Below are 20,301 nucleotides of genomic sequence, written 5' to 3' on the forward strand. Positions count from 1 at the left end.
AATTCTTGATCATTTCACCAAAATCGGCGCTCACTTGCCAAAACAGGCGATCTTTTTTTGATAAAAAAATTTCTTTCAGGCTGATCTCTATCACAATCCTTAACAACATCTTTTGCAAGTGTTTTACTTCAGTACTTCTACTTTACAGAGGTAGCAACGTATACCCGTTTTACTATAGAAGTAGTTACATCCAAAATGCATATTATTCATATAGTTCAATTTCTTAATTTACTAAAGCCCAACAGATTGGCATAAATGATCTGAATTTTGTAGCTTGAACCTGAACAAAACAGCAATCGCCGTGAAAAACCCATCTCTTAAATTTTCTTTAAATAATATATTCCTGATTTTCAATATTTTATTGATAGTTGCATGTGGGCAGCAAAAAGAAACTGCTGAAAAAGACACCGTTGCCAAAGAAGTTGAAACTGACCCGGCCCTTATTCCGCTAAGCTCTGATAATGTTACAGAAGTACTTACCGCTTATGCAGTGCAACACCCCGACAGCATTGCCACCATCAGCACCCGCCATGGCGATATAAAAGTGCGGTTGTATAAAGAGACACCGCTGCACCGCGCTAACTTTGTTCGTCTTACCAAATCAGGGTTTTACGATCAGGGAGAATTTTACAGGGTAGTAAAAGGGTTTGCCGTGCAGGGTGGCGACTCCGATAACCGAACCATGAAGCAGACCTCTTACAAAATACCACAGGAGTTTAACCGCAAGTACATACATAAGAAAGGTGCCCTGGCCATGGCCCGTTACGGCGATGAGCGCAACCCGGATAAAGAATCATCCTCGCACAACTTTTATATCGTGCAAGGCGAGCCGGTACCGCTTCATGAGATCCGTAGTTGGGAAGAGCAGCACGGCATTAAATATACGCCCGAAGAGATCAAGCTTTACCAGACTATAGGCGGCAAACCATCTTTAGATACTGAGTATACTGTTTTCGGGGAGGTAATAGCAGGCCTGGATGTGGTAGACAAAATTGCAAACGAACCTGTAGATGCCAGCAACTGGCCTAGACAATCGGTGCTGCATACTATAAAAGTGGAGTAGAGCTATTATTAGCTTACTTCTGATTTAGTTTGCTTATCCTTACTGGATTCATCAACTACATACAGCGGCCTTCCTTGTACGTTGTTAAATACACGCGCCAGATATTCACCTGCAATACCAATACAGATCAACTGCACTCCACCTAAAAACAAAACACTTAAAATAATAGAAGCCCATCCTTCTACATAATCTTTAAAAACAAGGCGAGCCAGCAAAGTATAGATCATAACTATAAACGCCCCCCCTGAAACTATAAACCCAAGCATGGAAGCCATTTTAAGCGGGAAGTCAGAGAAAGAGGTGATGCCATCGAAGGCAAATCGCAGCATTTTACGATAGGTATAGCCAGTCGACCCCTCAAACCGCTCATCACGGGTATAGTTTATCCAGGTTTGCCGGAAGCCAACCCAGGCTACCTGCCCGCGCAGAAATTTATTACGCTCCGGCATCTGCTTCAGGACTTGCACCACCCTGGCATCCATGATCCTGAAATCGCCGGTATCGAGGGGGATGTTTACATGGGTGATCCTGGAGAGCAGTCGGTAAAAGAACTTTGCTGTAGCTTTTTTCAGGTAGCTTTCACCTTTACGATATATTCTGCGGCCGTATACAACCTCAAAGCCTTCCTGCATTTTAGCGAATAATTGAGGTATAAGCTCAGGAGGATCCTGGAGATCTGCATCCATTACTACTACGGCTTTACCTATTGCCACATCCAACCCCGCCGAAACAGCAACCTGGTGCCCGAAATTCCTGCTCAGGCTAATATAGTTTACTTCATTGTTGCTACTTGCTACCGTCTTAATAAATTGAAGTGAGTCATCTGAACTTCCATCATTTACAAAGATCAGTTCGTAGCTTACATGCATTTGCTGCAAAACAGATAGTAGCCTGTCATATAAAACTGTCAAATTTTTACCCTCATTATAAACAGGTATGACTACTGACAGATCAGGGAAAGTTGTAACGTTTTCAGGCATCGGGATGGAAGACAGCTAAAGGTTGCTATATTACAAATATAATATTTATAGTTAGCAGACTGCAGGAATGCATTGATTTATAGTTTACCTACAAAAACAAAGGCGCTACATTACTGCAGCGCCTTTGTTTTTGGTTATATGTTTACAGTTACCAGATCTTCACCCGGTTATTATCAGCACGGAACATGTTATCGCCCTGCTCACATCCAAAGGCTTCGTAGAACTGTGGCATGTTAGATACCGGACCATTTGTTCTGAAGCGGCCAGGTGAGTGCGGGTCTGTTAGTATTTGCTGGTTTTGAGCTTCATCGCGCATGTTTACACGCCAGATCTGCGCCCACGCCAGGAAGAAGCGCTGCTCCGGTGTAAAGCCTGCAATCAGACCCGGGTTCTTTTCGTCCAGCGCTTTCTGCAAGGCAGTGTAGGCGATGTTCAGGCCGCCAATATCGGCAATGTTCTCTCCCATAGTTAGCTTACCATTTACGTGCAGGTTATCTAAAACGGTGTAGCCACTGTATTGCTCATCAACCATGGCGGCATGCGCGTTAAATTTATCCAGGTCTTCTTTGGTCCACCAGTCTTTCAGGTTGCCCTCAAAATCGTATTTTGCTCCCTGATCATCGAAACCGTGCGTAAGCTCGTGGCCAATTACAGCGCCCATACCGCCATAATTTACAGCATCGTCCGCGTTAGGGTCGAAGAACGGAGGCTGCAAAATACCCGCCGGAAAAACGATCTCGTTCATGCTTGGGTTATAGTAAGCATTTACAGTTGGTGGCGACATAAACCATTCTGTGCGATCTACGGGCTTACCAATTTTGCCAATGTTCTTCCTGAAGGCATGCTGACTTGCCAGCATCACATTTTCAGCATAAGAGTCGCGGGTTATATTCAGTCCTTTATAGTCTTCCCACTTGTCAGGGTAGCCAATCTTAACAGCAAAGGCATTCAGCTTCTCGAGTGCGCGTTCTTTAGTTTCTTCACTCATCCAGTCAAGATCTCGAACGTGTTCTTTAAAAGCTTCCTGCAGGTTGTTTACCATTTCCAGTGCTTTCGTCTTGGCTTCTGGCGAGAACGTTTTCTGTACATATAACTGGCCCAACGCTTCGCCCATGGCACCGTCGGTTGCGCGCAAAACACGTTTCCAGCGAGGCTGCATTTCTTTAGCACCATTCAGTACTTTACCATAAAAACTGAAGTTTTCCTTCACAAATTCCTCGCTAAGGTAAGGTGCTGACGTGCGTGCCAAATGCCACTGGGTGTAAGTTTTCCAGTCGGTAACAGGAATACTTTTCAGCATACCATTTAGTTCTTTAAAGAAAGCAGGCTGTCCAACTATAAGTTCTTTTGAGGCCTGTGCACCCAAATTTGTCAGGAGCTGTGTTATCTTCAGGTTTGGGTTCTGTTTGGCAAATTCCTGGATGGTCATTTTGTTATAGTTGGCATAAGGGTCACGTAACTCTACGCGGGTCCTGGAAGCTTTTGCCAACCTGGTTTCCATGTCCATTACCGTTCTGGCTTTTTTCTGGGCAGTAGCAGCGTCATCACCAATAAGCTGGAATGTATTCTGCAGGTGCTTCAGGTATTCCGTGCGGATGGTCTTGGAACGCTCGTCATCTTTAAGGTAATAATCACGGTCCGGTAAGCCTAAGCCACCCTGCATGGCCCAAAGCGCATATTGTGTACTTATCTTATCGTCCTGGGTAACATACATAGTAAAGTAACCGCTTACACCCTTGGTTTTAAGGTCTGCTACTGTCTTTAAAAGTTCGTCGGTAGTTTTAGCAGCGGCAATCTGTTGCATTTCTGGTTTAATGGGCGTCATGCCGGCTTTGTTAACCGCTACAGAGTCCATGCCGGCTGCATAAAAATCGCCGACAAGCTGCGCTGCTGAGCCTTTGGTAGTTGTTGCGTTAGAGGCTGCTTCTGTCAGGAGCTCGCGCAGTACGGCATTGTTCTTTTCGGCCAGTTCGTTAAAGGAGCCCCACATGCTTTCTGAAGCCGGTATCGGGTTATTTTTGACCCAACCACCGTTGGCATACTGGTAAAAATCTTCGCAGGGATTAACTGTAGTATCCAGGTTTGCAAGGTCCAGCCCTGTGCCCATGTTCATTTCTGTTGTACTGGCAGAAGCGGTGCTTGCAGCATCATCAGTAGTGGTAGAGGAACTACAACCCGACAGCAATAAACCGGCAAGTGCAGCCGAAGAAAGTAACAGATATCTATTTTTCATAAAGCTATCATTTTGTTTATATTACAGATACAAGATCAGTAACGATCAATTCACCAGAATTAATACTGTATTCATTATTTATAGTTGCTTGACATTACCCCGGCGACCCAATCAACAGGTTAAGGAAATCCTGATCTTCTAAATAGTGTAGATATGTAAAAACAACTATGTACTTTTATAAAAACTGCTGTTTATGCTGCTTCTACTCAGACTTATACTTTTTGCTCTTGTTGTTTACTGTTTACTTTCACAGGATATATCTTTTGCAGCGTATCTGGCAGCCGCTTTCTCTCTTGCAGGACTTGAATTTTTCATCATGTGGAAAAAGCATCAGAAAGAACATTCATCAGATTCTGATCTTATTCGTGCTACGCTCTGGCAACACCCTACGCCCTACTATAGCAGATTAAAAGAGCCACACAAACAGGAATTTGAAGATCGGATTGTCCGGTTTATACAGCAGAAGGATTTTATAGCACGTGGAACAGGCCTGGAAATAACCACCGAGATGAAGGTAAAAATAGCGGCCTGTGCCGTTCAGCTTACCTTTGGTTTGCCTGAGATACACTTCTCACACTTTAAAACTTTTCTGCTTTACCCAGACCGCTACTACTCTACTATTTACAAACAATACCATTGCGGAGAAGTGAATATGCGAGGCCTTATTGTACTCTCGTGGCGTGACTTTGAAACTGGCAACTATAACCCGGCCGATGGATTAAACCTGGGACTACATGAACTGGCACACGCGCTGCACCTAGAAAACAGCATCCGGAACGATGAATTCGACTTTCTGAACAGGGAGTACCTGTGCCATTGGGAAAACACTTCTGAAACTGAGCGGCAGCGCTTTCAGACAGAGAAAAGTATCTTCCGGAGACTTAGTTCTGCCCCCGATTCCCATGAGTTTTTTGCCGTAGCTGTAGAGTTATTTTTTGAATTGCCACAACTCTTACAGCAGGAGCATCCGGAAATCTATAGTTGCTTGTCTAAGCTGCTTAACCAAGACCCAGCTGCGAACTTAAAGCAATCAGCTACCTGGCATCCGCAAACAGTGGCATCTGCATAAAAAAGGCCCCGGCTATAATTTAGCGGGGGCCTTTCCTGATAGTACAGAACTATAGTTACTGTACTTGTCGGTTCTTCACGTAAGTATTTAACCAAGTATCCATCTCCCATAGCATGTGCAAGATAGATTCTTTGGCGGCATAGCCATGACTTTCGTGTGGCAGGAACACCAAACGCGTAGTTGCACCATGGCCTTTCAAAGCGTTGTAGAATCGCTCGCTCTGGATCGGGAAGGTACCAGAGTTATTATCGGCTTCACCATGGATAAGCAGGATCGGCTCATCTATCTTATCAGCAAAAGAGAACGGCGACATGCGGTGATACACTTCAGGCGCCTGCCAGTAAGAGCGTTCCTCCTGCTGGAAACCAAATGGCGTGAGCGTACGGTTATAGGCACCGCTGCGTGCAATACCAGCTGCAAACAGGTCAGAGTGCGCTAACAGGTTTGCTGTCATAAAAGCGCCATACGAATGGCCACCCACTGCTACACGTTTCGGATCAACTACTCCCATACTCACTACTTTATCTATAGCTGCTTTAGCGCTGGCCACTAATTGTTCGTTATAGGTATCGTTTGGTTGTGCATCGCCTTCGCCAACTATAGGCATATCGGTTCGGTCTAAAACGGCATAGCCTTGTGTTACCCAGAACAACGGCGAACCAGAGCTGATACGGGTAAATTCATATGGGGAGCTTTTAACCTGGCCTGCGGTAGCTGCATTTTTAAACTCGCGCGGGTAAGCCCACATTAACATTGGCAGTGGTGCATCGCCTTTCTTATAGTCTTTCGGTAAGTACAGAACAGCATTCAGTTTTACACCGTCGTTACGCTCGTATTGCAGCATTTCCTTTTGCACACCTTCCAGTTGCGGAGTTGGGTGCGGGAAAGTTGTTACCTGCGTCAGTTGCTTCTTACCCAGGTCGCGCACAAAGTAGTTAGGCGGGTCATTCTCCGATTCTCTCCTGGTGATGATCTGCTTTTTACCCAGGTCAATAATGTCTACCGGGCGCTCGTAATAAGGAGCTTCGGAACGGAACAGGATATTAGCCTTTTTTGATTTAAGATCAAATTCGCTCAGGAACGGACGGTTACCTTGCGGCGAGCCACCTTCCGAGATCATGTAAATATGCTGGCCTTTCTTGTCTGTTAAAAGTACGTTGCGGCCATACTTGTTCTTTGTAAAAACAGGTGAGCCCGGATCGTTATAACCATCCTCGTAAGATCGCTCGATAAGTACAGTTGCTTTGGAAGGTTTAGCCGGATCAACCATAGTTACGCGCTCTGCACGGGTCTTCCACCAGCGTTCGTTTACCAACGCCAGGTTATCACCCCACTGCACACCACGGTATCTGTACTTGGTAGAAGCTAATTTTGCAGGCTTTGCGGTAAAAGGTGCGTCCAGTGTATAAACTATATCACGTACCGCAACTTCTTTGTTAGCATCTCCCCCGTCCTGAGCTTCGGCCCAGTAAAGGGTAGCTGCTTTATCAGGGCGCCAGTTATAGCTGCGCGGGCCTTTGGCTACAGCATCAAATGCGATCGGAATATCCTCGGCCAATGGCAGTTGTGCCAGCTGCTTAATTACTTTACCATCCCGGCTCCACACTTCTACGTTGTAAGGGAAATAATAATGCGGCACCAGGTAAGAGTAAGGCTTTTGGATCGTTTCAACCAACAGGTACTGCCCATCCGGAGATACTTCCACACTTTTAACAATGCCAGCCTTGCCTATAGTTTGCTGCTGTCCATCCAGTGTTACAAGCTTCAGTTGCGTCTGCATGTAATAGTCGAACAGTTGTTCGTCATTGCGGTTCTTTAGCAGGTCCTGGTAGGTGCGCGATGGTTTTACTTTGCCAATGTTCTGCTGGATGGTCGGGCCAGCCGGAGCCAGTGCAGGCTTTGGTATTTCCCCGCGGTTCTCATCCACAAACTTTACCACCAGGGCTTTACTATCCGATGTCCAGGAGAACGGGCTACCGCTGTAGGCATCGTTTATAGTTGCGTTTGTTAGTTTCTTCGCCTGTTTTGTGCTGATATCTGCCACCCATAGTTCGATACCAGTTGCAATGGTGTTGGTGAAAGCGATATACTTCTCGTCAGGAGACCATGTAATGTAAGACAGACGTGCATTTTGGGGTAAACCTGTGACCTGGCTTTCCTGGCCACCTTTTACCTGTTTAATTTTAATGTTGCTGATAGATGACCCGCGGCTCTGGCCGTTGGTAGCTGGGTTAATGCGCAACCCAGCCAGGCGGCTTTCTGGCTGTGCCAGTTCTTCTATGCTCGGGTAGCCAGGGCGCTCCAGTAACAGCATCAGGTCGCCTTTGGAGTTTATGCTTACGCCTGGTGTTGCCGGGGCATCTATGATGTCTGCAATTGTTTTCGGTGGTCGCTGGTAGGTCAGGTTCAAGTCCTGGTTGCCTTGCGCAAAGACCACCGGAACCGGGGAGCTACCCAACAGCAACAGGCCCAGCAGCGCTATACCTGCCGTTTTAGTTTTGTAGAAGTTCATATCAGATTGAGGTAATAGGTTAGTTAGTAGAGCTTAGATGTAATTTAACCAGAATAGTTTAATTTGAATAGGCCTGCTTTTTAAAAATTCATATATTCAAATCTGGCAATATTATTGCTTGGAATATTGCTACACACAAACCCCTCCTTCGCATGAAAATCAAAAACTTACTTCTCACCTTGTTCTTATTGTTGCTGGCTATCGAAGCTGATGCCCAAACCAATAATAGCAGAAAGCTTGAAATTCATTCTTACGAAATATTTTTTGTAGGACCTGAGAACGAACTTGACCTTGACACACTGATCATGCACAACAACTCTATTCTCAGGTTCGACCCGTCTAAGCCAGCAAAACTAACAGCAAGGACTGCTTTTATAGGCCGCAATTGTAAAATAACCGCTAAGGGCGCAGATGGCATAAGTGGTAATAGCGCTAACTCCGGGGATGATGGAGAAAATGGAGGCGAGTTAGATATGATTATCAATTTTGAAAGCCTGGGGGGACTTACTATAGATATCAGAGGCGGAAATGGCGGCAAAGGTGCAAATGGGAAATCCGGATTCAGGGGTAAAGAAACTAAGACTGAACAGATAACTTATAAAGACGCTAAAGGCAATTCTCAAACCAAAACTGTAATTATTGAATTAGGCGATCCCGGAACTGATGGTGAAAATGCTACCAGAGGTGGCAGCGGCGGAAATGGTGGTCAGCTTAAGTTAGCTTATAGTTCACGATCATTTACACCGACTATTAACCAAAGTAACAGAAAAGAACATAACATTCTTATACTTTATGCTGGAGGAGGAAAAGCGAAAGACGGAACGCCAGGCAGAGGCGGTATAGGAAGCATAGATGGAACGCTGATATATACTCCAACTAAAGCAAGCAATGATGGACATTTTGAAGTTAAAAGAATTGGTTCTTCTTCAAATTAATCCTGACCGAGACAATCAACTATATTTACGTCAATCCGAACTATATGAAAATCAAAAACTTACTACCCGCCCTACTTGTGCTATGTACAATATCAGCGTTTGCACAAACAACACATATCGGTAAACTGGAGCTAAAGCCAAAGCAGGTGTATATAGTTGGTCCCGACAATACCCTATCGGTAGATACCCTGATCATGCATGATAAGTCTGTTATTCAGTTCTCACCCGAAAAGCCCGGCGTTTTAAAAGCTGCTGTGGCTATAGTTGGCAGTAATTGTGAGATCGCATCGAGAGGGGAAAACGGGCAGGATTCTGAATATAAAACACGCGGTACACGCGGTAAAAATGGTGGCGACCTGGATATTACCATGCATTTTGACAAACTGAAAAGCCTGGTAATTGATACACGCGGCGGTACCGGCGGAGACGGAAGAGATGGCAGAAATGGAAAGAACGGGATAAAAGACCGCAGAGAAAAAAAGATAATTAAAGGCGCCAAAGGCCAGGATATAATTACCTACGAACATATACCCGGCACTCCCGGAACTAATGGCACCAACGCAACTACAGGACTGCCGGGTGGAAACGGCGGCAATATCAGCTTCACGTACTCCACTAAAAATTTCATCCCCGTATTTAACCACTCTAAGGCCAGAAACAGCATTACATTGTTACACACCGTTGGCGACGCAGGCAGAGATGGCAAGCCCGGGCTTGGCGGCTTCCAGAGCGCAGACGGTATACTAGAACATAAAAAAGAACCAGGCTCTGTAGACGGGCAGATCAGGCTATATAAAGCAAATACAGCTACAGCACACGACTAACAGGCTAGTTATACATTAACTTTCCCTGTTTAAACTATACTCTATCCCATGACTAACACGACAATTATAACTCTTCTCCTGCTTCTGAATCTTATAGTCACAGTTAAGGGGCAGTCAGTTCCTAAGCTGGAAATAAAATCAGGACAAGTGTATGTTGTACGGCCGGATAACAATCTTATAGTTGATACACTCATAATGCATAATAAGGCAGAAATTAAGTTTGCGGCAAACACAGCAGGAACTATGGTTGTGAAAGCAGCTTATATTGGAGATGGCTGTACTATAACTTCTACAGGTACTGACGGTGAACATGGAAAACGCAACGGGCCGGCAACAAATGGCGAAAATGGTGGAGACCTCAAACTTAGTATACATTTTATAAAACTGGGTAGCCTGGCTATAGATACCCGGGGTGGTGGCGGAGGGAATGGGTATTCAGGTAAAAATGGAAGTAAACCTGTATCTCAAAAAGTAGCAACCAAAGTTATGCAACCCGATGGTAATTATACCACTGTCTATAAAACAGTTATAGTTAAAACGGGCTCTGAAGGGGAAAAAGGAACTGCAGCCGGGTCTGGAGGTAGTGGCGGCGATATAACGCTGACTTATAGCTCTGATGAATTTGTTATTAACTTTAATCGTAATGCACGCTATAGTCAGAAAGCAACCCGGCACATCAACATCATGACCCAAGCAGGTAAAACCGGAATTCCTGGAAAAGACGGCCGGTCTTATGTAGGGTTTCAGGAAGCAGGTTCAGCTGTTATAACTGGCGCCCCAATTCCGGCACCTTATCAGAGGCAAACCGATGGACAACTAAAACTGATTAATGCGAACGAAAACCAGGCTTACTAAAAATACAACTGAGTTCTATATCATCTCCCCTACTTTTACCCTCTTTGAAACAAATTAGCGCGTTTTGCACTTAAAGGAACAGTAACCCAATTATACTACATGAGCAAAAACTTCCAGACACCCGAGAAAGTAATTTATGTTTGCACCGGCAGCAAATGCAAAAAGAAAGGCGGCAAAGAGAACGGCAAAGCCTTGCGGGAGCTTATAAAACTAATGGGCCTGAAAGGACGCGTAGAAGTTGTAAAGACAGAATGTACCGACCGGTGCGATTTCGCTCCTGTTATGTGTTTTCAGCCGGATAATTACTGGATGCACCACACCACCGAACAACAGGCCTTGCAGGCATTTAAAGACCACGTGCTGGATAAACCGGACACGCCGACTGCATAACCAAACTATAAAACAAAAGCCTCCGGAGTTAACCAGAGGCTTTTTTATAGTTGTAAAGTGCTCTTAGTACGTGTCTTCGTACTTTATTTTTGGCACACGCTTGTCAATTTCGTAAAGGCCGGTGCCTTCTTCGCCTATCACTTCAAACAGTTCGAGGGCACGACGCGCTACATATTCTTCTTCTATCTGCTCTTTCAGGAACCACTGCAGGAACGTGAACGTAACGTAGTCTTTTGATTTCTGGCAACGGTCGGCAATGCGGTTGAATGATTGGGTTACGGCTATTTCCTGTTGCAGGGCCTGCTCAAACACACCTCTCAGCGATTCGAACTCTATCTGCACGTTGGTTGTATCCGGAGATACGGCACGGCCACCCATATCCGAAACATATTTAAATAAACGCAACATGTGCTCACGCTCCTCATCAGATTGGTTTTTGAAATAACCGGCACTGAAATCGAAGCCATTACGGTCGCACCATGCGCTCATTGACAGGTACATCGCCGAAGCATCGGCTTCCATTTTTATCTGTTCGTTCAGTACTTTCTCAATTTCCTCTGTAAGGGATGTTCTGAGTCTCAATAAATCCTTCATAAAAGTATAGTGCTTTTTGGAGTGATGATGAATGCTTAGCAGGTATAAACCACCCTTTATTTTTACTTAAATTTAAGGATTATGTTCAGATCTGAAAGGCCCGGGGGCAAATATGGAAGCAGTCTAAATAAAGAAAGCACAGGGTTAGCTGTGCTTTCAATTATCAGTAAAATATCTTGTGTTATGCCAGTTGCGCGTAAAGGCGTTCGTGCAGCATGCTGTTTAGCTCCAGTATAAACTTTGCGCCACTTAAAAGCTCTTTAAAACTATAGATCTCCGGAAGGGTAAGCACATATAGTTTGTCGCAGCCAAAAACTGTAATAAGTTCGTAGTCTGAAGACCGGCCCGTATTTACAGCCATGGTACTCAGGTTAATGCTATCTACTGCTTTTTTAAGCCTCAGGAATGTCTCCACTTTTAGCTCGGCAAGAGAGTCGCCGAAGCTAACCAGCAACCTGTTACTTTTATCGCATTGGTAAACGGCTCCGTTATCGGTTGTAAAAATCTCCTGCATGGCCGCGGAAATCTGCATCTTCTCTCCTAACTTCACTTCTGGCTGATTCATAGTGTTACAAATGTACAGGCTATTTAGAATAAGTCCAAATAAATTTAAGTGATCTTCATCACCATTTCCATGAGCACGATAGAAAAGATAAACCTCGCAGACAAGTTTAAGCAGATACCAGATTTCTGGAACCCACGCATTGCCGGCGAATTAAATGGACAGCAGGTAAAACTGGCAAAGTTTAAAGGCGAATTCGACTGGCATCATCACGAACACGAAGACGAGTTTTTCCTGGTGGTGAGCGGCAGTTTTGAAATGCACCTCCGAGATAAAGTCATAACCCTGAATCCGGGAGAATGTATCGTTATACCCCGCGGTGTAGAACATAAACCCGTTGCACCTGTAGAAGCTGAAGTTCTTTTATTTGAACCTGCCTCTACTGTAAACACCGGCAACCTGGAGAGCAGCGAAAGGACCCGGACGGATCTGGAAAGGCTGTAGGTTTTTCGTAATGCTGGCGCGAGTCTCCAGACTCGTGACTTACGATGGTGTTGAGTCTCCTTACTCGACTGGCCCGGCAGGGACAAGGCCAGTAGTAGCTTTGGCTATAGTTCTATAGTTGCTGTTTCACCCCTTTCCACCCTTCCTCTAAAAACAGGGGAAGGAGCTATGGTATTATAAGATGACTCCCTCCTTGAGGAGGGCAGGGAGGTGTTTTATAGTTGACTTTTAACATCCCCCTTCACCCCCTTCAAAGGGGGACTTTCTGCTATAGCTATAGTTGACTTTATTGTTCTATAGTTACAGCCTGTCACGCGGACAGGTCGCGACCTATCCTTACGAAATAAGATTGTAGCGACGTAATACCATTACGTTGTTTTATGGTTCGATCAAACTATAGCCTCAACTATAGGACACATTAGATTTCTCGGCTACACCGAAATGACGAAATCTATTCGCTCCCAACTGCAATGTTAGGAGCTTTAACGAGCATAATCTTCAGATTTAACCTTACCAGGTCACCCATGCACTTACACTTCAGAAATTCCTCTGACTTATGATGCTCGGCAAGCTCTTTCCGTAACTGGTCTATCTTTTCGGGAGTGGAAATGGTGTCTTTGCGCATGCAGTCTATCAGGTCTTTGAGGCGGTAGCGTGCAGACTTTAAGCGGCGGAACATGAGCGTGCGCTCTTCATTCTGATACTGCTTTACGGTTTCGGGTTTAAGCAACTTCAGCACCAGGTCAACTATAACATTATTGTCTTTAAAGAACTGCGGCAGGTACATTGTTTTGCGGCCTTCGTACGATTGCTGGTCGAAGTCGATAGGGCGCACGCGGTATTGCTCGTCTTCAAAATCAGGAGTAATATCGACAACATAATTGTAAGAACGCATGTCGCCCAGCAGCCGGATAAAGCAACGCTCGTTAAACTTTACGAACTCTTTTGCCAAGCGCACCTTGTTGGTACCAGGCCTATTTACATAGTCTTTTATAAAAGCGTCTCCCGGTATGCCAGCAATGTGCTCCTCTATAAGTGTATCGCTGTGCACAAGGTAGTTAATGCGGCTTGGCGATAAAATGTGCTCCAACTCCAGGCCATAAATTCGCGAAGCATCGGCGCGTTTCACATAAAAATAATCGTAGTTATCGTTGAGCTGGTTCATGATCTGCACCCGGAAAGGATTGGAGTTACCAAAGGTGCAGTAATCTATCCGCGACACATACAGATGCTCCATCACCGACATATCCCCGTCCGTTTTCAGCAGGGCATAGATCATGGTCAGGCCATGGTTCAGTTCGTCCTGCGACTGCTGTTCGTACATCACAGTTTCCCAGAGCGTGTCAACCCCTTTCTTGTCGTAATACGGGAACGAGTCGGAGTAATGCAGCAGGTCTTCGTAATGCACAGGCAGTTTTGAGCTGCGGCCATACGTATACAGGTACTTGCGCAGATCTCTGTTAACCGGAAAAAACAGCTTCTTTTTGGAAATGGAGTTCAAGGGCGAATGAGTAATTACTAATGGCGAATGAATGATGAGAGCAGGGAATTATACTTGAGAACAGGAGCTATAGTTTTATAGTTGATAAGTTAATGAAACTATAGCTTCTGTTATAGTATCAGCAGGAAATAAAAATTTAATGAAGCAACATTCTATGCTGTCATTTTGAACTGGGGAAGGGGCCCTCTTTAAGTGAGAAATCTATTTGAGATATGTTCAGGCCTATTCTCTATAGATCTCTCCTATCGTCGAGATGAAAGTTTTTGCTAATTATAGTTCGGAAAAAAATAAAAAAAGGGCCAGAGGCCCCGCTATAGTTTGACACGAGCATGGACGCTCGCGCCATTTACCATTTTTTATTACTCATTGATCATTCTTAATTAGTCATTAAAATAAACTACGCTTCCAGCAAGTTGTTTCTACCCAGTATCTGCAGCACTTCGTTTTTATAGAGGCGGCCGATCGGAATTTCGTTTTTACCAAGGTCTACGGCAGTGGCTGAGAAGGCTTGTACTTTATCTAAAGCAATAATGAACGAACGGTGGATGCGCAGGAATTTATCAGCTGGCAATTTCTCTTCCAGGAAAGATATCTTCTGGTACGAAATGATCTCTTTAGTTTCGGTCTTTACCCGGATATAGTCTTTCAGGCTTTCGATGTACAGAATATCCGTGAGCATCACCTTCACCATTTTCTTGTCGGCTTTCAGGTAAATAAATGCGTCTTTATAGTCTGGTTCTGATGTGGCTATAGTTACAGCTGGCTTGGTTTCCTGGGGTGTTACTTTGGCAATGGCTTTCAGGAAACGGTCAAACGAAATGGGTTTTAGCAGGTAATCCACGGCGTTCAGTTCGTAGCCTTCTACGGCATAGTCGCGGTAAGCGGTGGTGAAGATAACCTTGGGTGGGTTGGGCAGCGACTTCAGAAAATCAATACCTGTTAGCTTAGGCATTTGTATATCCAGGAACATGAGATCTATCTGCTCGGTTTGCAGGCAGTTGTAGGCTTCTACGGCATTGTTGCAGCGGCACACCAGTTCCAGGTTATCCAGGCGGCTGATGTAGGTTTCAAGCACGTCAAGGGCCAGAGGTTCATCGTCTACTATCAGGCATCTAATCTTCATAGGTTCTGTCGTTAAGGTCTAATTCCAGGTGCACAGCGTACACGTCCGGCTCATCTTCGATCTCTAATCTATAGGCATCTTTGTAAAGCAACTCTAAACGGCGCCCCACATTTTTCAGGCCAATCCCGGATGCCATTTCTTTAGCTGTTCGCTCGGCTTTTTCGGTGCATTTACAGTTCTCAACACGTAAGCTGAGTTTGCCATGCAGCACTTTTACATCTATGCGCACCCAGGCATTTTCGGTCTCGGTGCTAACGCCGTGCTTAAAGGCATTTTCTACAAAAGGTAACAGCATCATGGGCGCAATGTTTGTACCAAGTATAGGTCCGGATTCGGTAAAGCTGATATCGACACGGTTGCCATAACGCATGCGCTCCAGATCTATGTAGTTGCGGATATAGTTCAGCTCTTTCTCCAGAGGCACTTTTTCGGCATTGGCATCATACAACATATAATCCATCAACCCGGACAGCTTCAGTACCATTTCGGGGGCGTTTTCTGACTTTTTGAGGGTAAGCGAATACAGGCTGTTGAGGGTGTTAAACAGGAAGTGCGGGTGTATCTGGCCTTTCAGAAATTTAAGTTCGGCCTCGAGTTTATCCTGCGACAGCGTGCGGGTAGATTGCTGCTGCTGATACCAGTTGCGCAGCAGCACCACAGTGGCCGAAATAACGACCAGGTAGTTTATGTTTACAATGTTCTTTATAAAACGGTAAAGCGACAGGTTATCCTGGGTGCAGGTGGTAGGGCAAAAAACCGGGTGTATCAGGAATGGTAGCAACACAAACTGCATCAGTCCAGCAATGGCGCCGGTTAGCAGCAGAAGGTAAACGCCAAACTCCAGGTAACGCTTTTTTAGCAGGAATTTCGGCATAAGGTAATACATGTTAAAGTACACCAGCGCCATTTTAAACGGAAGCTCCACCAACTCCACCATAAAGGCATTGTAGTAATCATCAATATAGCTGCCATACAGCAACCCGAAGAATACGACATAAATTACCCAGAACATGAGGTGCAGCAAAACCCGGTGCTGAATAAGGCTCCTGAAATCAGGCAGGCTCCAGGTTCCGGTATTTACTACACTTTCTGAACTCAACTTTACTTCCATTTTACAAAGGTAAACTTTATCTCACACGTCTGTTACTGGCACTCAGGGCTTTTAGACGACCGGCCAAACTATAAACATCAGCAGCAAACTATACCAGCCCAACAGCTTTTCAGGCAAAAAGATTTAATCGCATCTGTTAGCTTTATCCTGTTCTTACCAAAAGCTATATATTTGCTCAACAGAACTATTCCTCCGGATCATCTTACCCATGAAACTGACAAACTTAGTACTTGCCCTTTTTATAGTTGCTTTTGCTACGAACCCGTTATTTGCTCAGAAAAGCCTGACATTGGCGGACAGCATTTACGATGAAGGCGTTACTTTTTACAGCCAGAACCAACTACCCGAAGCAGTAGCAAAGTTTGAGGAAGCACTAACTATAAACCCGAAGCACAAAAACTCGCTGTTTAACCTTGGTGTTATATACTATGAATATGGGCACAAAGAGAAGGGGCTTGCGTACCTGCAAACCGGCGTTAAGCTTGGCGACCGTGATGCAGCGGAACTACTAAAATTTAAACTACAGCAACGAATTGCCTATGCCGATACCATGCATATTGAAGATGTAGATGTCACTCCCAAGATATTGGTAAAAGGTGTGCCTGAGGATATTCTTATAAACGGAGACTTTCACCCGGCCCTGAAAAAACAACTGATTGCCGGCTTCAAAAAATCGAGCGTAATTCTGAAAGATTCAGGTGCTGGCAAATTATATCCTTTACAAATATTTATAGATAAGGATGGTAAGCTAAATGGCAGCTTAATTAAGCCATACGGCAAATCAGTATTAGATGAGGAACCTATAGTTCAGGAGGAAATCACGGCTATCTTACAAGCAATACCAAACATACTACCTGCCAAACACGATGGCAAAGCTGTATCGGTAAATGGATTTGCCGTTCCATTCAGAGTAACTAACCATAGATAAGCTGCGCCCAGGCCTTAAAAACTTCGCTTAACTATAAACAGCTCATTTCTTTACAGCTGGTAACTATAGTTTGTAAGTTTCACTTTGTATTCCCTTTCCTAAGGGGGGTAATTAATGCTGCTTATTGTCTTTCCAAAAAGAACCTTCCCTCCTTCTAATTTACAATTCAGTTGTTGTGTTTTTATTTTCATAAGTGTGCGAATGAAGGACCAATATTAAAAGCAAAATTCATAAACGCACCCAAACAACTATAGCTTCGTACTACAACACAACCTGTTAGAAATGTAAACTATATCAACCATGGACAAAGGAAACTATAGTAAATTTTTACTGATGCTGCTGGTATCTTTCGTGATTATGTATGGCGTTATGTTCTTGAATGTGGCCAGCACCGACCACATTTACCTGAACCTGAACCGCCTGTATATGGCTTTGCTGATGGTGGCACCGATGGCACTCGTGATGCTGGCCTTTATGCCGATGATGTATAAAGACAAAAAGCTGAACACCTTGATCATAGTTGCCAGTTTAGCCGTTATAGTTGGGGCCTTTGCCATGCTGCGCAACCAAACCGCCGTTGGCGACAAACAGTTTATGCATTCCATGATCCCGCACCACTCCTCGGCCATATTGGTAAGCGGACAAGCCAATCTGCAAGACCCGGAAGTGCAAGAGCTTGCCAGACAAATAATTAAAACGCAGGAAAAAGAGATTGCCCAGATGAAGAAAATCCTGGAAAGAATGGAGTAACCGTAATCTGACAGGTTTTACTAAGTGCAGAACTGAACTAAGTCAACAATAGCATTTTAATCGTTATGGTATTTTTCGCCGCGCAGAATTGTAAAACCGCGGTATAGTTGCTCGGTAAAGAACAGTCGTATCATCTGGTGCGTGAAGGTCATTTTAGAGAGCGCCATTTTATCGTTGGCCCGGTTATAAACAGCTTCCGAAAAACCGAAAGCTCCGCCAATCACAAATATCAGGTTGGTGGTTACGGTGTTCAGTTTCTTCTGCAGAAAAGTGGCAAACTCCCCGGACGTAAACATTTTTCCTTTTTCATCCAGCAAAATTAAAAAATCGCCTTCCTGCACTTTCTGTAAGATCAGTTTGCCTTCTTCTTCCTTCAGTTTATCAGCACTATACTTGCCGCCCTGTTTTATATCGGGTATAACTATAAACTCGAACGGGTGGTAATGCTTCAGGCGTTTCAGGTATTTGTCTATCCCCTCTTCCAGAAACTTTTCGTCGGTTTTGCCTATGGCTATTAATTTGATCTTCATCGGGTATGCTGGTTTCCACGAAGGTCGGGCTAAAACGATTATTTTCCAATTTGCACGCAATGTGGAAGACTATAGTTGCTGCAACTAAAGCCTGGCTATAAGTAAAATAAATTGTTTATCGGTAAGTAATGGTTATGCAATCTTATCTAAAGGCAGGCATTGGTCTTACAACATCAAACTCAAAACAGGATGGATAACATAAATATAAGAAGCGTTACGCTAAACGACATTGCCCAACTGCAGCAGATAGGAAGACAAACTTTCTCCGAAACATTTTCCGAAGGAAATACCGAGGAGAATATGAAGCAATACCTTTCTGAAGGATTTACGACTGAAAAACTGGCAGCTGAAGTTGATAACCCAAACTCACAATTTTATTTTGCAACTATAGATAATAAGGTAATTGGTTACTTAAAACTAAACTTCGGTGAGGCGCAAACAGAACTAAAAAACTACAGGGCGCTTGAAATAGAACGGATCTACGTGCTGAAAGAATATCATGGGAAAGGCGTCGGGCAGGTACTTTACGAAAAGGCATTACAAATTGCAGATCAGGTGAAGGCCAGCTATGTTTGGTTAGGTGTATGGGAAGAAAACCCGAGAGCCATCAATTTTTATAAGAAGAACGGTTTCGTGGCCTTCGACAAACATATTTTCAGATTAGGCAATGAAGAACAGACTGATATAATGATGAAAATCCATTTGAAAAGATAGCAGAAACAGACCGGAAAACTAAGTAAATTTCTGTACTATTATCGTAGCAACCCAGAACTATGAACTATAAAAATCAACTATCGCCAGCCCAACAGGAAGAACTGCTCCATACCTTACAAACCCGTTTTGAGAAAAACATGGCCCGGCATAAAGGCATTGAGTGGTCAAGTGTACAGGCAAGACTGGAAGCTAACCCTGAGAAACTATGGTCGCTGAGCGAGATGGAAAGAACCGGCGGTGAGCCGGATGTAGTTGGTTATGATGCAGGTACAGACAAATATACTTTTTACGATTGTGCTGCCGAAAGCCCTAAAGGTCGGCGAAGCCTTTGCTATGACCACCAGGCGCTGGAAGAACGGAAGGAGCATAAACCGGAAAACAGTGCTGTAGAAATGGCCACCGACATGGGCATACAACTTTTAACCGAAGCACAATACCGCGAACTACAGCAACTCGGCAAATTCGACCTGAAAACATCGAGCTGGGTGCAAACGCCATCGGAGATCCGGAAACTGGGCGGCGCCTTGTTCTGCGACCGCCGCTACGACACCGTCTTTCTGTACCACAATGGGGCGCAATCATACTATGCAGCGCGGGCTTTCCGGGGAGCGTTAAAAGTATAAGTCCACATATACCTGCAAGAACAACAGGAATAACTAAATATGACCAGGCAACTGTAAACTATAGTTTAAAGCGATATATGGAAATTACCCAACTTAACCCAAGGCCGGAAATTGAGCAGAACAAAAGACTGAGCAAAAATTTCACACAGTTTGAAAGACTACTGAATGTATTGGAAACCAGGGAGCTTCCTGATGCGGTGACAGTATACATCAACAACGAAATTAACCTGATCAACTCAACTACAGGCTCAGAGAAAGCATTGGCAAAACAGGTAAGTACGAGTCAGTCCGGAATCTTAAAACAACTTGAGAAAGAGCTTAAGCTGGTAACTAAAAACCACTACCGTAATTTGTGGTTGCCGCTGGGGATGAGCACCTTTGGCTTACCACTTGGCGTAATGTTCGGGTTATTTTTAGGTAATATGGCTTTTTTAGGAATATGTTTGCCTATAGGTATGGCAATCGGCGCTGCTGTAGGAACATCTCTGGATAAAAAAGCCGTTAAAAACGGAACACAACTCGATATGGAAATTACACACTAACCTTCAAAACTATAGTTT

Annotated in this window: 20 protein-coding genes and 1 pseudogene; 12 read left to right on the forward strand and 9 right to left on the reverse strand. The window is 44.4% G+C overall.

The window, feature by feature from the left end:
* The first annotated feature begins 301 nt into the window (after nucleotides 1-301).
* Nucleotides 302-1,063: a peptidylprolyl isomerase gene (locus tag ABS362_RS02225; protein ID WP_350410622.1), complete on the forward strand. Its 762-nt coding sequence runs from the start codon at nucleotides 302-304 to the stop codon at nucleotides 1,061-1,063.
* An 8-nt stretch (nucleotides 1,064-1,071) separates the two neighbouring features.
* Here ABS362_RS02225 and ABS362_RS02230 read toward each other — a convergent pair whose 3' ends face one another.
* Both ABS362_RS02230 and ABS362_RS02235 read right to left on the reverse strand, forming a co-directional pair.
* Nucleotides 1,072-2,043, reverse strand: coding sequence for a glycosyltransferase family 2 protein (locus ABS362_RS02230; protein ID WP_350410625.1), 972 nt, complete (start codon nucleotides 2,041-2,043; stop codon nucleotides 1,072-1,074).
* Nucleotides 2,044-2,191: 148 nt separating this feature from the next.
* Nucleotides 2,192-4,276 carry a M13 family metallopeptidase gene (locus ABS362_RS02235; RefSeq protein ID WP_350410626.1) on the reverse strand — a complete coding sequence of 695 codons (2,085 nt, stop codon included), beginning with the start codon at nucleotides 4,274-4,276 and terminating at the stop codon, nucleotides 2,192-2,194.
* Nucleotides 4,277-4,469: 193 nt separating this feature from the next.
* Between ABS362_RS02235 and ABS362_RS02240 the strand changes: the two genes are divergently transcribed.
* The gene (locus ABS362_RS02240) at nucleotides 4,470-5,345 is read left to right on the forward strand and encodes a zinc-dependent peptidase (RefSeq protein ID WP_350410629.1); all 876 of its coding nucleotides are present in this window, start codon (nucleotides 4,470-4,472) and stop codon (nucleotides 5,343-5,345) included.
* A gap of 55 nt (nucleotides 5,346-5,400) precedes the next feature.
* Here ABS362_RS02240 and ABS362_RS02245 read toward each other — a convergent pair whose 3' ends face one another.
* Nucleotides 5,401-7,857, reverse strand: a complete 2,457-nt coding sequence (locus ABS362_RS02245; RefSeq protein WP_350410631.1) for a S9 family peptidase — start codon at nucleotides 7,855-7,857, stop codon at nucleotides 5,401-5,403.
* 152 nt (nucleotides 7,858-8,009) lie between these two features.
* Here ABS362_RS02245 and ABS362_RS02250 point away from each other — a divergent pair, with 152 nt between their 5' ends.
* From ABS362_RS02250 to ABS362_RS02265, 4 genes and pseudogenes are all read left to right on the forward strand, one after another.
* Nucleotides 8,010-8,792 carry a hypothetical protein gene (locus ABS362_RS02250; RefSeq protein WP_350410632.1) on the forward strand — a complete coding sequence of 261 codons (783 nt, stop codon included), beginning with the start codon at nucleotides 8,010-8,012 and terminating at the stop codon, nucleotides 8,790-8,792.
* 77 nt (nucleotides 8,793-8,869) lie between these two features.
* Complete coding sequence (locus tag ABS362_RS02255) at nucleotides 8,870-9,616, forward strand: hypothetical protein (RefSeq protein WP_350410633.1); 747 nt, start codon at nucleotides 8,870-8,872, stop codon at nucleotides 9,614-9,616.
* A 195-nt stretch (nucleotides 9,617-9,811) separates the two neighbouring features.
* Complete coding sequence (locus ABS362_RS02260; protein WP_350410635.1) at nucleotides 9,812-10,471, forward strand: hypothetical protein; 660 nt, start codon at nucleotides 9,812-9,814, stop codon at nucleotides 10,469-10,471.
* A gap of 93 nt (nucleotides 10,472-10,564) precedes the next feature.
* Nucleotides 10,565-10,861: pseudogene (locus ABS362_RS02265) on the forward strand (NAD(P)H-dependent oxidoreductase subunit E); the annotation flags it as partial.
* Nucleotides 10,862-10,924: 63 nt separating this feature from the next.
* On the opposite strand, the gene ABS362_RS02270 reads toward ABS362_RS02265, so the two are convergent.
* Nucleotides 10,925-11,455, reverse strand: coding sequence for a ferritin (locus ABS362_RS02270; RefSeq protein ID WP_350410637.1), 531 nt, complete (start codon nucleotides 11,453-11,455; stop codon nucleotides 10,925-10,927).
* Nucleotides 11,456-11,636: 181 nt separating this feature from the next.
* The gene (locus tag ABS362_RS02275; protein ID WP_350410638.1) at nucleotides 11,637-12,020 is read right to left on the reverse strand and encodes a hypothetical protein; all 384 of its coding nucleotides are present in this window, start codon (nucleotides 12,018-12,020) and stop codon (nucleotides 11,637-11,639) included.
* A gap of 69 nt (nucleotides 12,021-12,089) precedes the next feature.
* Between ABS362_RS02275 and ABS362_RS02280 the strand changes: the two genes are divergently transcribed.
* The gene (locus ABS362_RS02280) at nucleotides 12,090-12,461 is read left to right on the forward strand and encodes a cupin domain-containing protein (protein ID WP_350410640.1); all 372 of its coding nucleotides are present in this window, start codon (nucleotides 12,090-12,092) and stop codon (nucleotides 12,459-12,461) included.
* A 451-nt stretch (nucleotides 12,462-12,912) separates the two neighbouring features.
* Here ABS362_RS02280 and ABS362_RS02285 read toward each other — a convergent pair whose 3' ends face one another.
* The 3 genes from ABS362_RS02285 to ABS362_RS02295 all read right to left on the reverse strand — a co-directional run bounded on the left by ABS362_RS02285 (nucleotide 12,913) and on the right by ABS362_RS02295 (nucleotide 16,196).
* A complete protein-coding gene (locus tag ABS362_RS02285; protein ID WP_350410641.1) occupies nucleotides 12,913-13,962 on the reverse strand; it encodes a hypothetical protein in 1,050 nt (349 codons plus the stop codon).
* A gap of 397 nt (nucleotides 13,963-14,359) precedes the next feature.
* A complete protein-coding gene (locus ABS362_RS02290; protein ID WP_350410643.1) occupies nucleotides 14,360-15,085 on the reverse strand; it encodes a LytR/AlgR family response regulator transcription factor in 726 nt (241 codons plus the stop codon).
* Entirely contained in the window at nucleotides 15,075-16,196 is a 1,122-nt protein-coding gene (locus ABS362_RS02295) for a sensor histidine kinase (protein WP_350410645.1), read from the reverse strand. The genes ABS362_RS02290 and ABS362_RS02295 overlap by 11 nt, the downstream gene beginning before the upstream one ends.
* A 208-nt stretch (nucleotides 16,197-16,404) precedes the next feature.
* On the opposite strand from ABS362_RS02295, the gene ABS362_RS02300 reads away from it, so the two are divergent.
* A complete protein-coding gene (locus ABS362_RS02300) occupies nucleotides 16,405-17,124 on the forward strand; it encodes a tetratricopeptide repeat protein (RefSeq protein WP_350410647.1) in 720 nt (239 codons plus the stop codon).
* A gap of 300 nt (nucleotides 17,125-17,424) precedes the next feature.
* Nucleotides 17,425-17,874 (forward strand): DUF305 domain-containing protein, encoded by a 450-nt coding sequence (locus ABS362_RS02305; RefSeq protein ID WP_350410649.1) that lies wholly within the window; start codon nucleotides 17,425-17,427, stop codon nucleotides 17,872-17,874.
* A gap of 56 nt (nucleotides 17,875-17,930) precedes the next feature.
* Here ABS362_RS02305 and rlmH read toward each other — a convergent pair whose 3' ends face one another.
* Complete coding sequence (gene rlmH / locus ABS362_RS02310; protein WP_350410650.1) at nucleotides 17,931-18,404, reverse strand: 23S rRNA (pseudouridine(1915)-N(3))-methyltransferase RlmH; 474 nt, start codon at nucleotides 18,402-18,404, stop codon at nucleotides 17,931-17,933.
* A 189-nt stretch (nucleotides 18,405-18,593) separates the two neighbouring features.
* On the opposite strand from rlmH, the gene ABS362_RS02315 reads away from it, so the two are divergent.
* The 3 genes from ABS362_RS02315 to ABS362_RS02325 all read left to right on the forward strand — a co-directional run bounded on the left by ABS362_RS02315 (nucleotide 18,594) and on the right by ABS362_RS02325 (nucleotide 20,283).
* Nucleotides 18,594-19,118 carry a GNAT family N-acetyltransferase gene (locus ABS362_RS02315; protein ID WP_350410652.1) on the forward strand — a complete coding sequence of 175 codons (525 nt, stop codon included), beginning with the start codon at nucleotides 18,594-18,596 and terminating at the stop codon, nucleotides 19,116-19,118.
* A gap of 59 nt (nucleotides 19,119-19,177) precedes the next feature.
* The gene (locus ABS362_RS02320; protein ID WP_350410654.1) at nucleotides 19,178-19,741 is read left to right on the forward strand and encodes a DUF4256 domain-containing protein; all 564 of its coding nucleotides are present in this window, start codon (nucleotides 19,178-19,180) and stop codon (nucleotides 19,739-19,741) included.
* Between the two features lie 77 nt (nucleotides 19,742-19,818).
* The gene (locus ABS362_RS02325) at nucleotides 19,819-20,283 is read left to right on the forward strand and encodes a hypothetical protein (protein WP_350410656.1); all 465 of its coding nucleotides are present in this window, start codon (nucleotides 19,819-19,821) and stop codon (nucleotides 20,281-20,283) included.
* Nucleotides 20,284-20,301 lie beyond the last annotated feature (18 nt).

The organism is Pontibacter populi, assembly GCF_040278685.1.
Classification (GTDB): domain Bacteria; phylum Bacteroidota; class Bacteroidia; order Cytophagales; family Hymenobacteraceae; genus Pontibacter; species Pontibacter populi.

Excerpts from the sequence above, each read along its gene's own strand:
- ABS362_RS02230 (WP_350410625.1), bottom strand. The coding sequence starts at position 2,043 with ATGCCTGAAAACGTTACAACTTTCCCTGATCTGTCAGTAGTCATACCT.
- ABS362_RS02235 (WP_350410626.1), bottom strand. The coding sequence starts at position 4,276 with ATGAAAAATAGATATCTGTTACTTTCTTCGGCTGCACTTGCCGGTTTA.
- ABS362_RS02240 (WP_350410629.1), top strand. The coding sequence starts at position 4,470 with ATGCTGCTTCTACTCAGACTTATACTTTTTGCTCTTGTTGTTTACTGT.
- ABS362_RS02245 (WP_350410631.1), bottom strand. The coding sequence starts at position 7,857 with ATGAACTTCTACAAAACTAAAACGGCAGGTATAGCGCTGCTGGGCCTG.
- ABS362_RS02250 (WP_350410632.1), top strand. The coding sequence starts at position 8,010 with ATGAAAATCAAAAACTTACTTCTCACCTTGTTCTTATTGTTGCTGGCT.
- ABS362_RS02260 (WP_350410635.1), top strand. The coding sequence starts at position 9,812 with ATGCATAATAAGGCAGAAATTAAGTTTGCGGCAAACACAGCAGGAACT.
- ABS362_RS02270 (WP_350410637.1), bottom strand. The coding sequence starts at position 11,455 with ATGAAGGATTTATTGAGACTCAGAACATCCCTTACAGAGGAAATTGAG.
- ABS362_RS02275 (WP_350410638.1), bottom strand. The coding sequence starts at position 12,020 with ATGAATCAGCCAGAAGTGAAGTTAGGAGAGAAGATGCAGATTTCCGCG.
- ABS362_RS02280 (WP_350410640.1), top strand. The coding sequence starts at position 12,090 with ATGAGCACGATAGAAAAGATAAACCTCGCAGACAAGTTTAAGCAGATA.
- ABS362_RS02290 (WP_350410643.1), bottom strand. The coding sequence starts at position 15,085 with ATGAAGATTAGATGCCTGATAGTAGACGATGAACCTCTGGCCCTTGAC.
- ABS362_RS02295 (WP_350410645.1), bottom strand. The coding sequence starts at position 16,196 with ATGGAAGTAAAGTTGAGTTCAGAAAGTGTAGTAAATACCGGAACCTGG.
- ABS362_RS02300 (WP_350410647.1), top strand. The coding sequence starts at position 16,405 with ATGAAACTGACAAACTTAGTACTTGCCCTTTTTATAGTTGCTTTTGCT.
- ABS362_RS02305 (WP_350410649.1), top strand. The coding sequence starts at position 17,425 with ATGGACAAAGGAAACTATAGTAAATTTTTACTGATGCTGCTGGTATCT.
- rlmH (WP_350410650.1), bottom strand. The coding sequence starts at position 18,404 with ATGAAGATCAAATTAATAGCCATAGGCAAAACCGACGAAAAGTTTCTG.
- ABS362_RS02315 (WP_350410652.1), top strand. The coding sequence starts at position 18,594 with ATGGATAACATAAATATAAGAAGCGTTACGCTAAACGACATTGCCCAA.
- ABS362_RS02320 (WP_350410654.1), top strand. The coding sequence starts at position 19,178 with ATGAACTATAAAAATCAACTATCGCCAGCCCAACAGGAAGAACTGCTC.
- ABS362_RS02325 (WP_350410656.1), top strand. The coding sequence starts at position 19,819 with ATGGAAATTACCCAACTTAACCCAAGGCCGGAAATTGAGCAGAACAAA.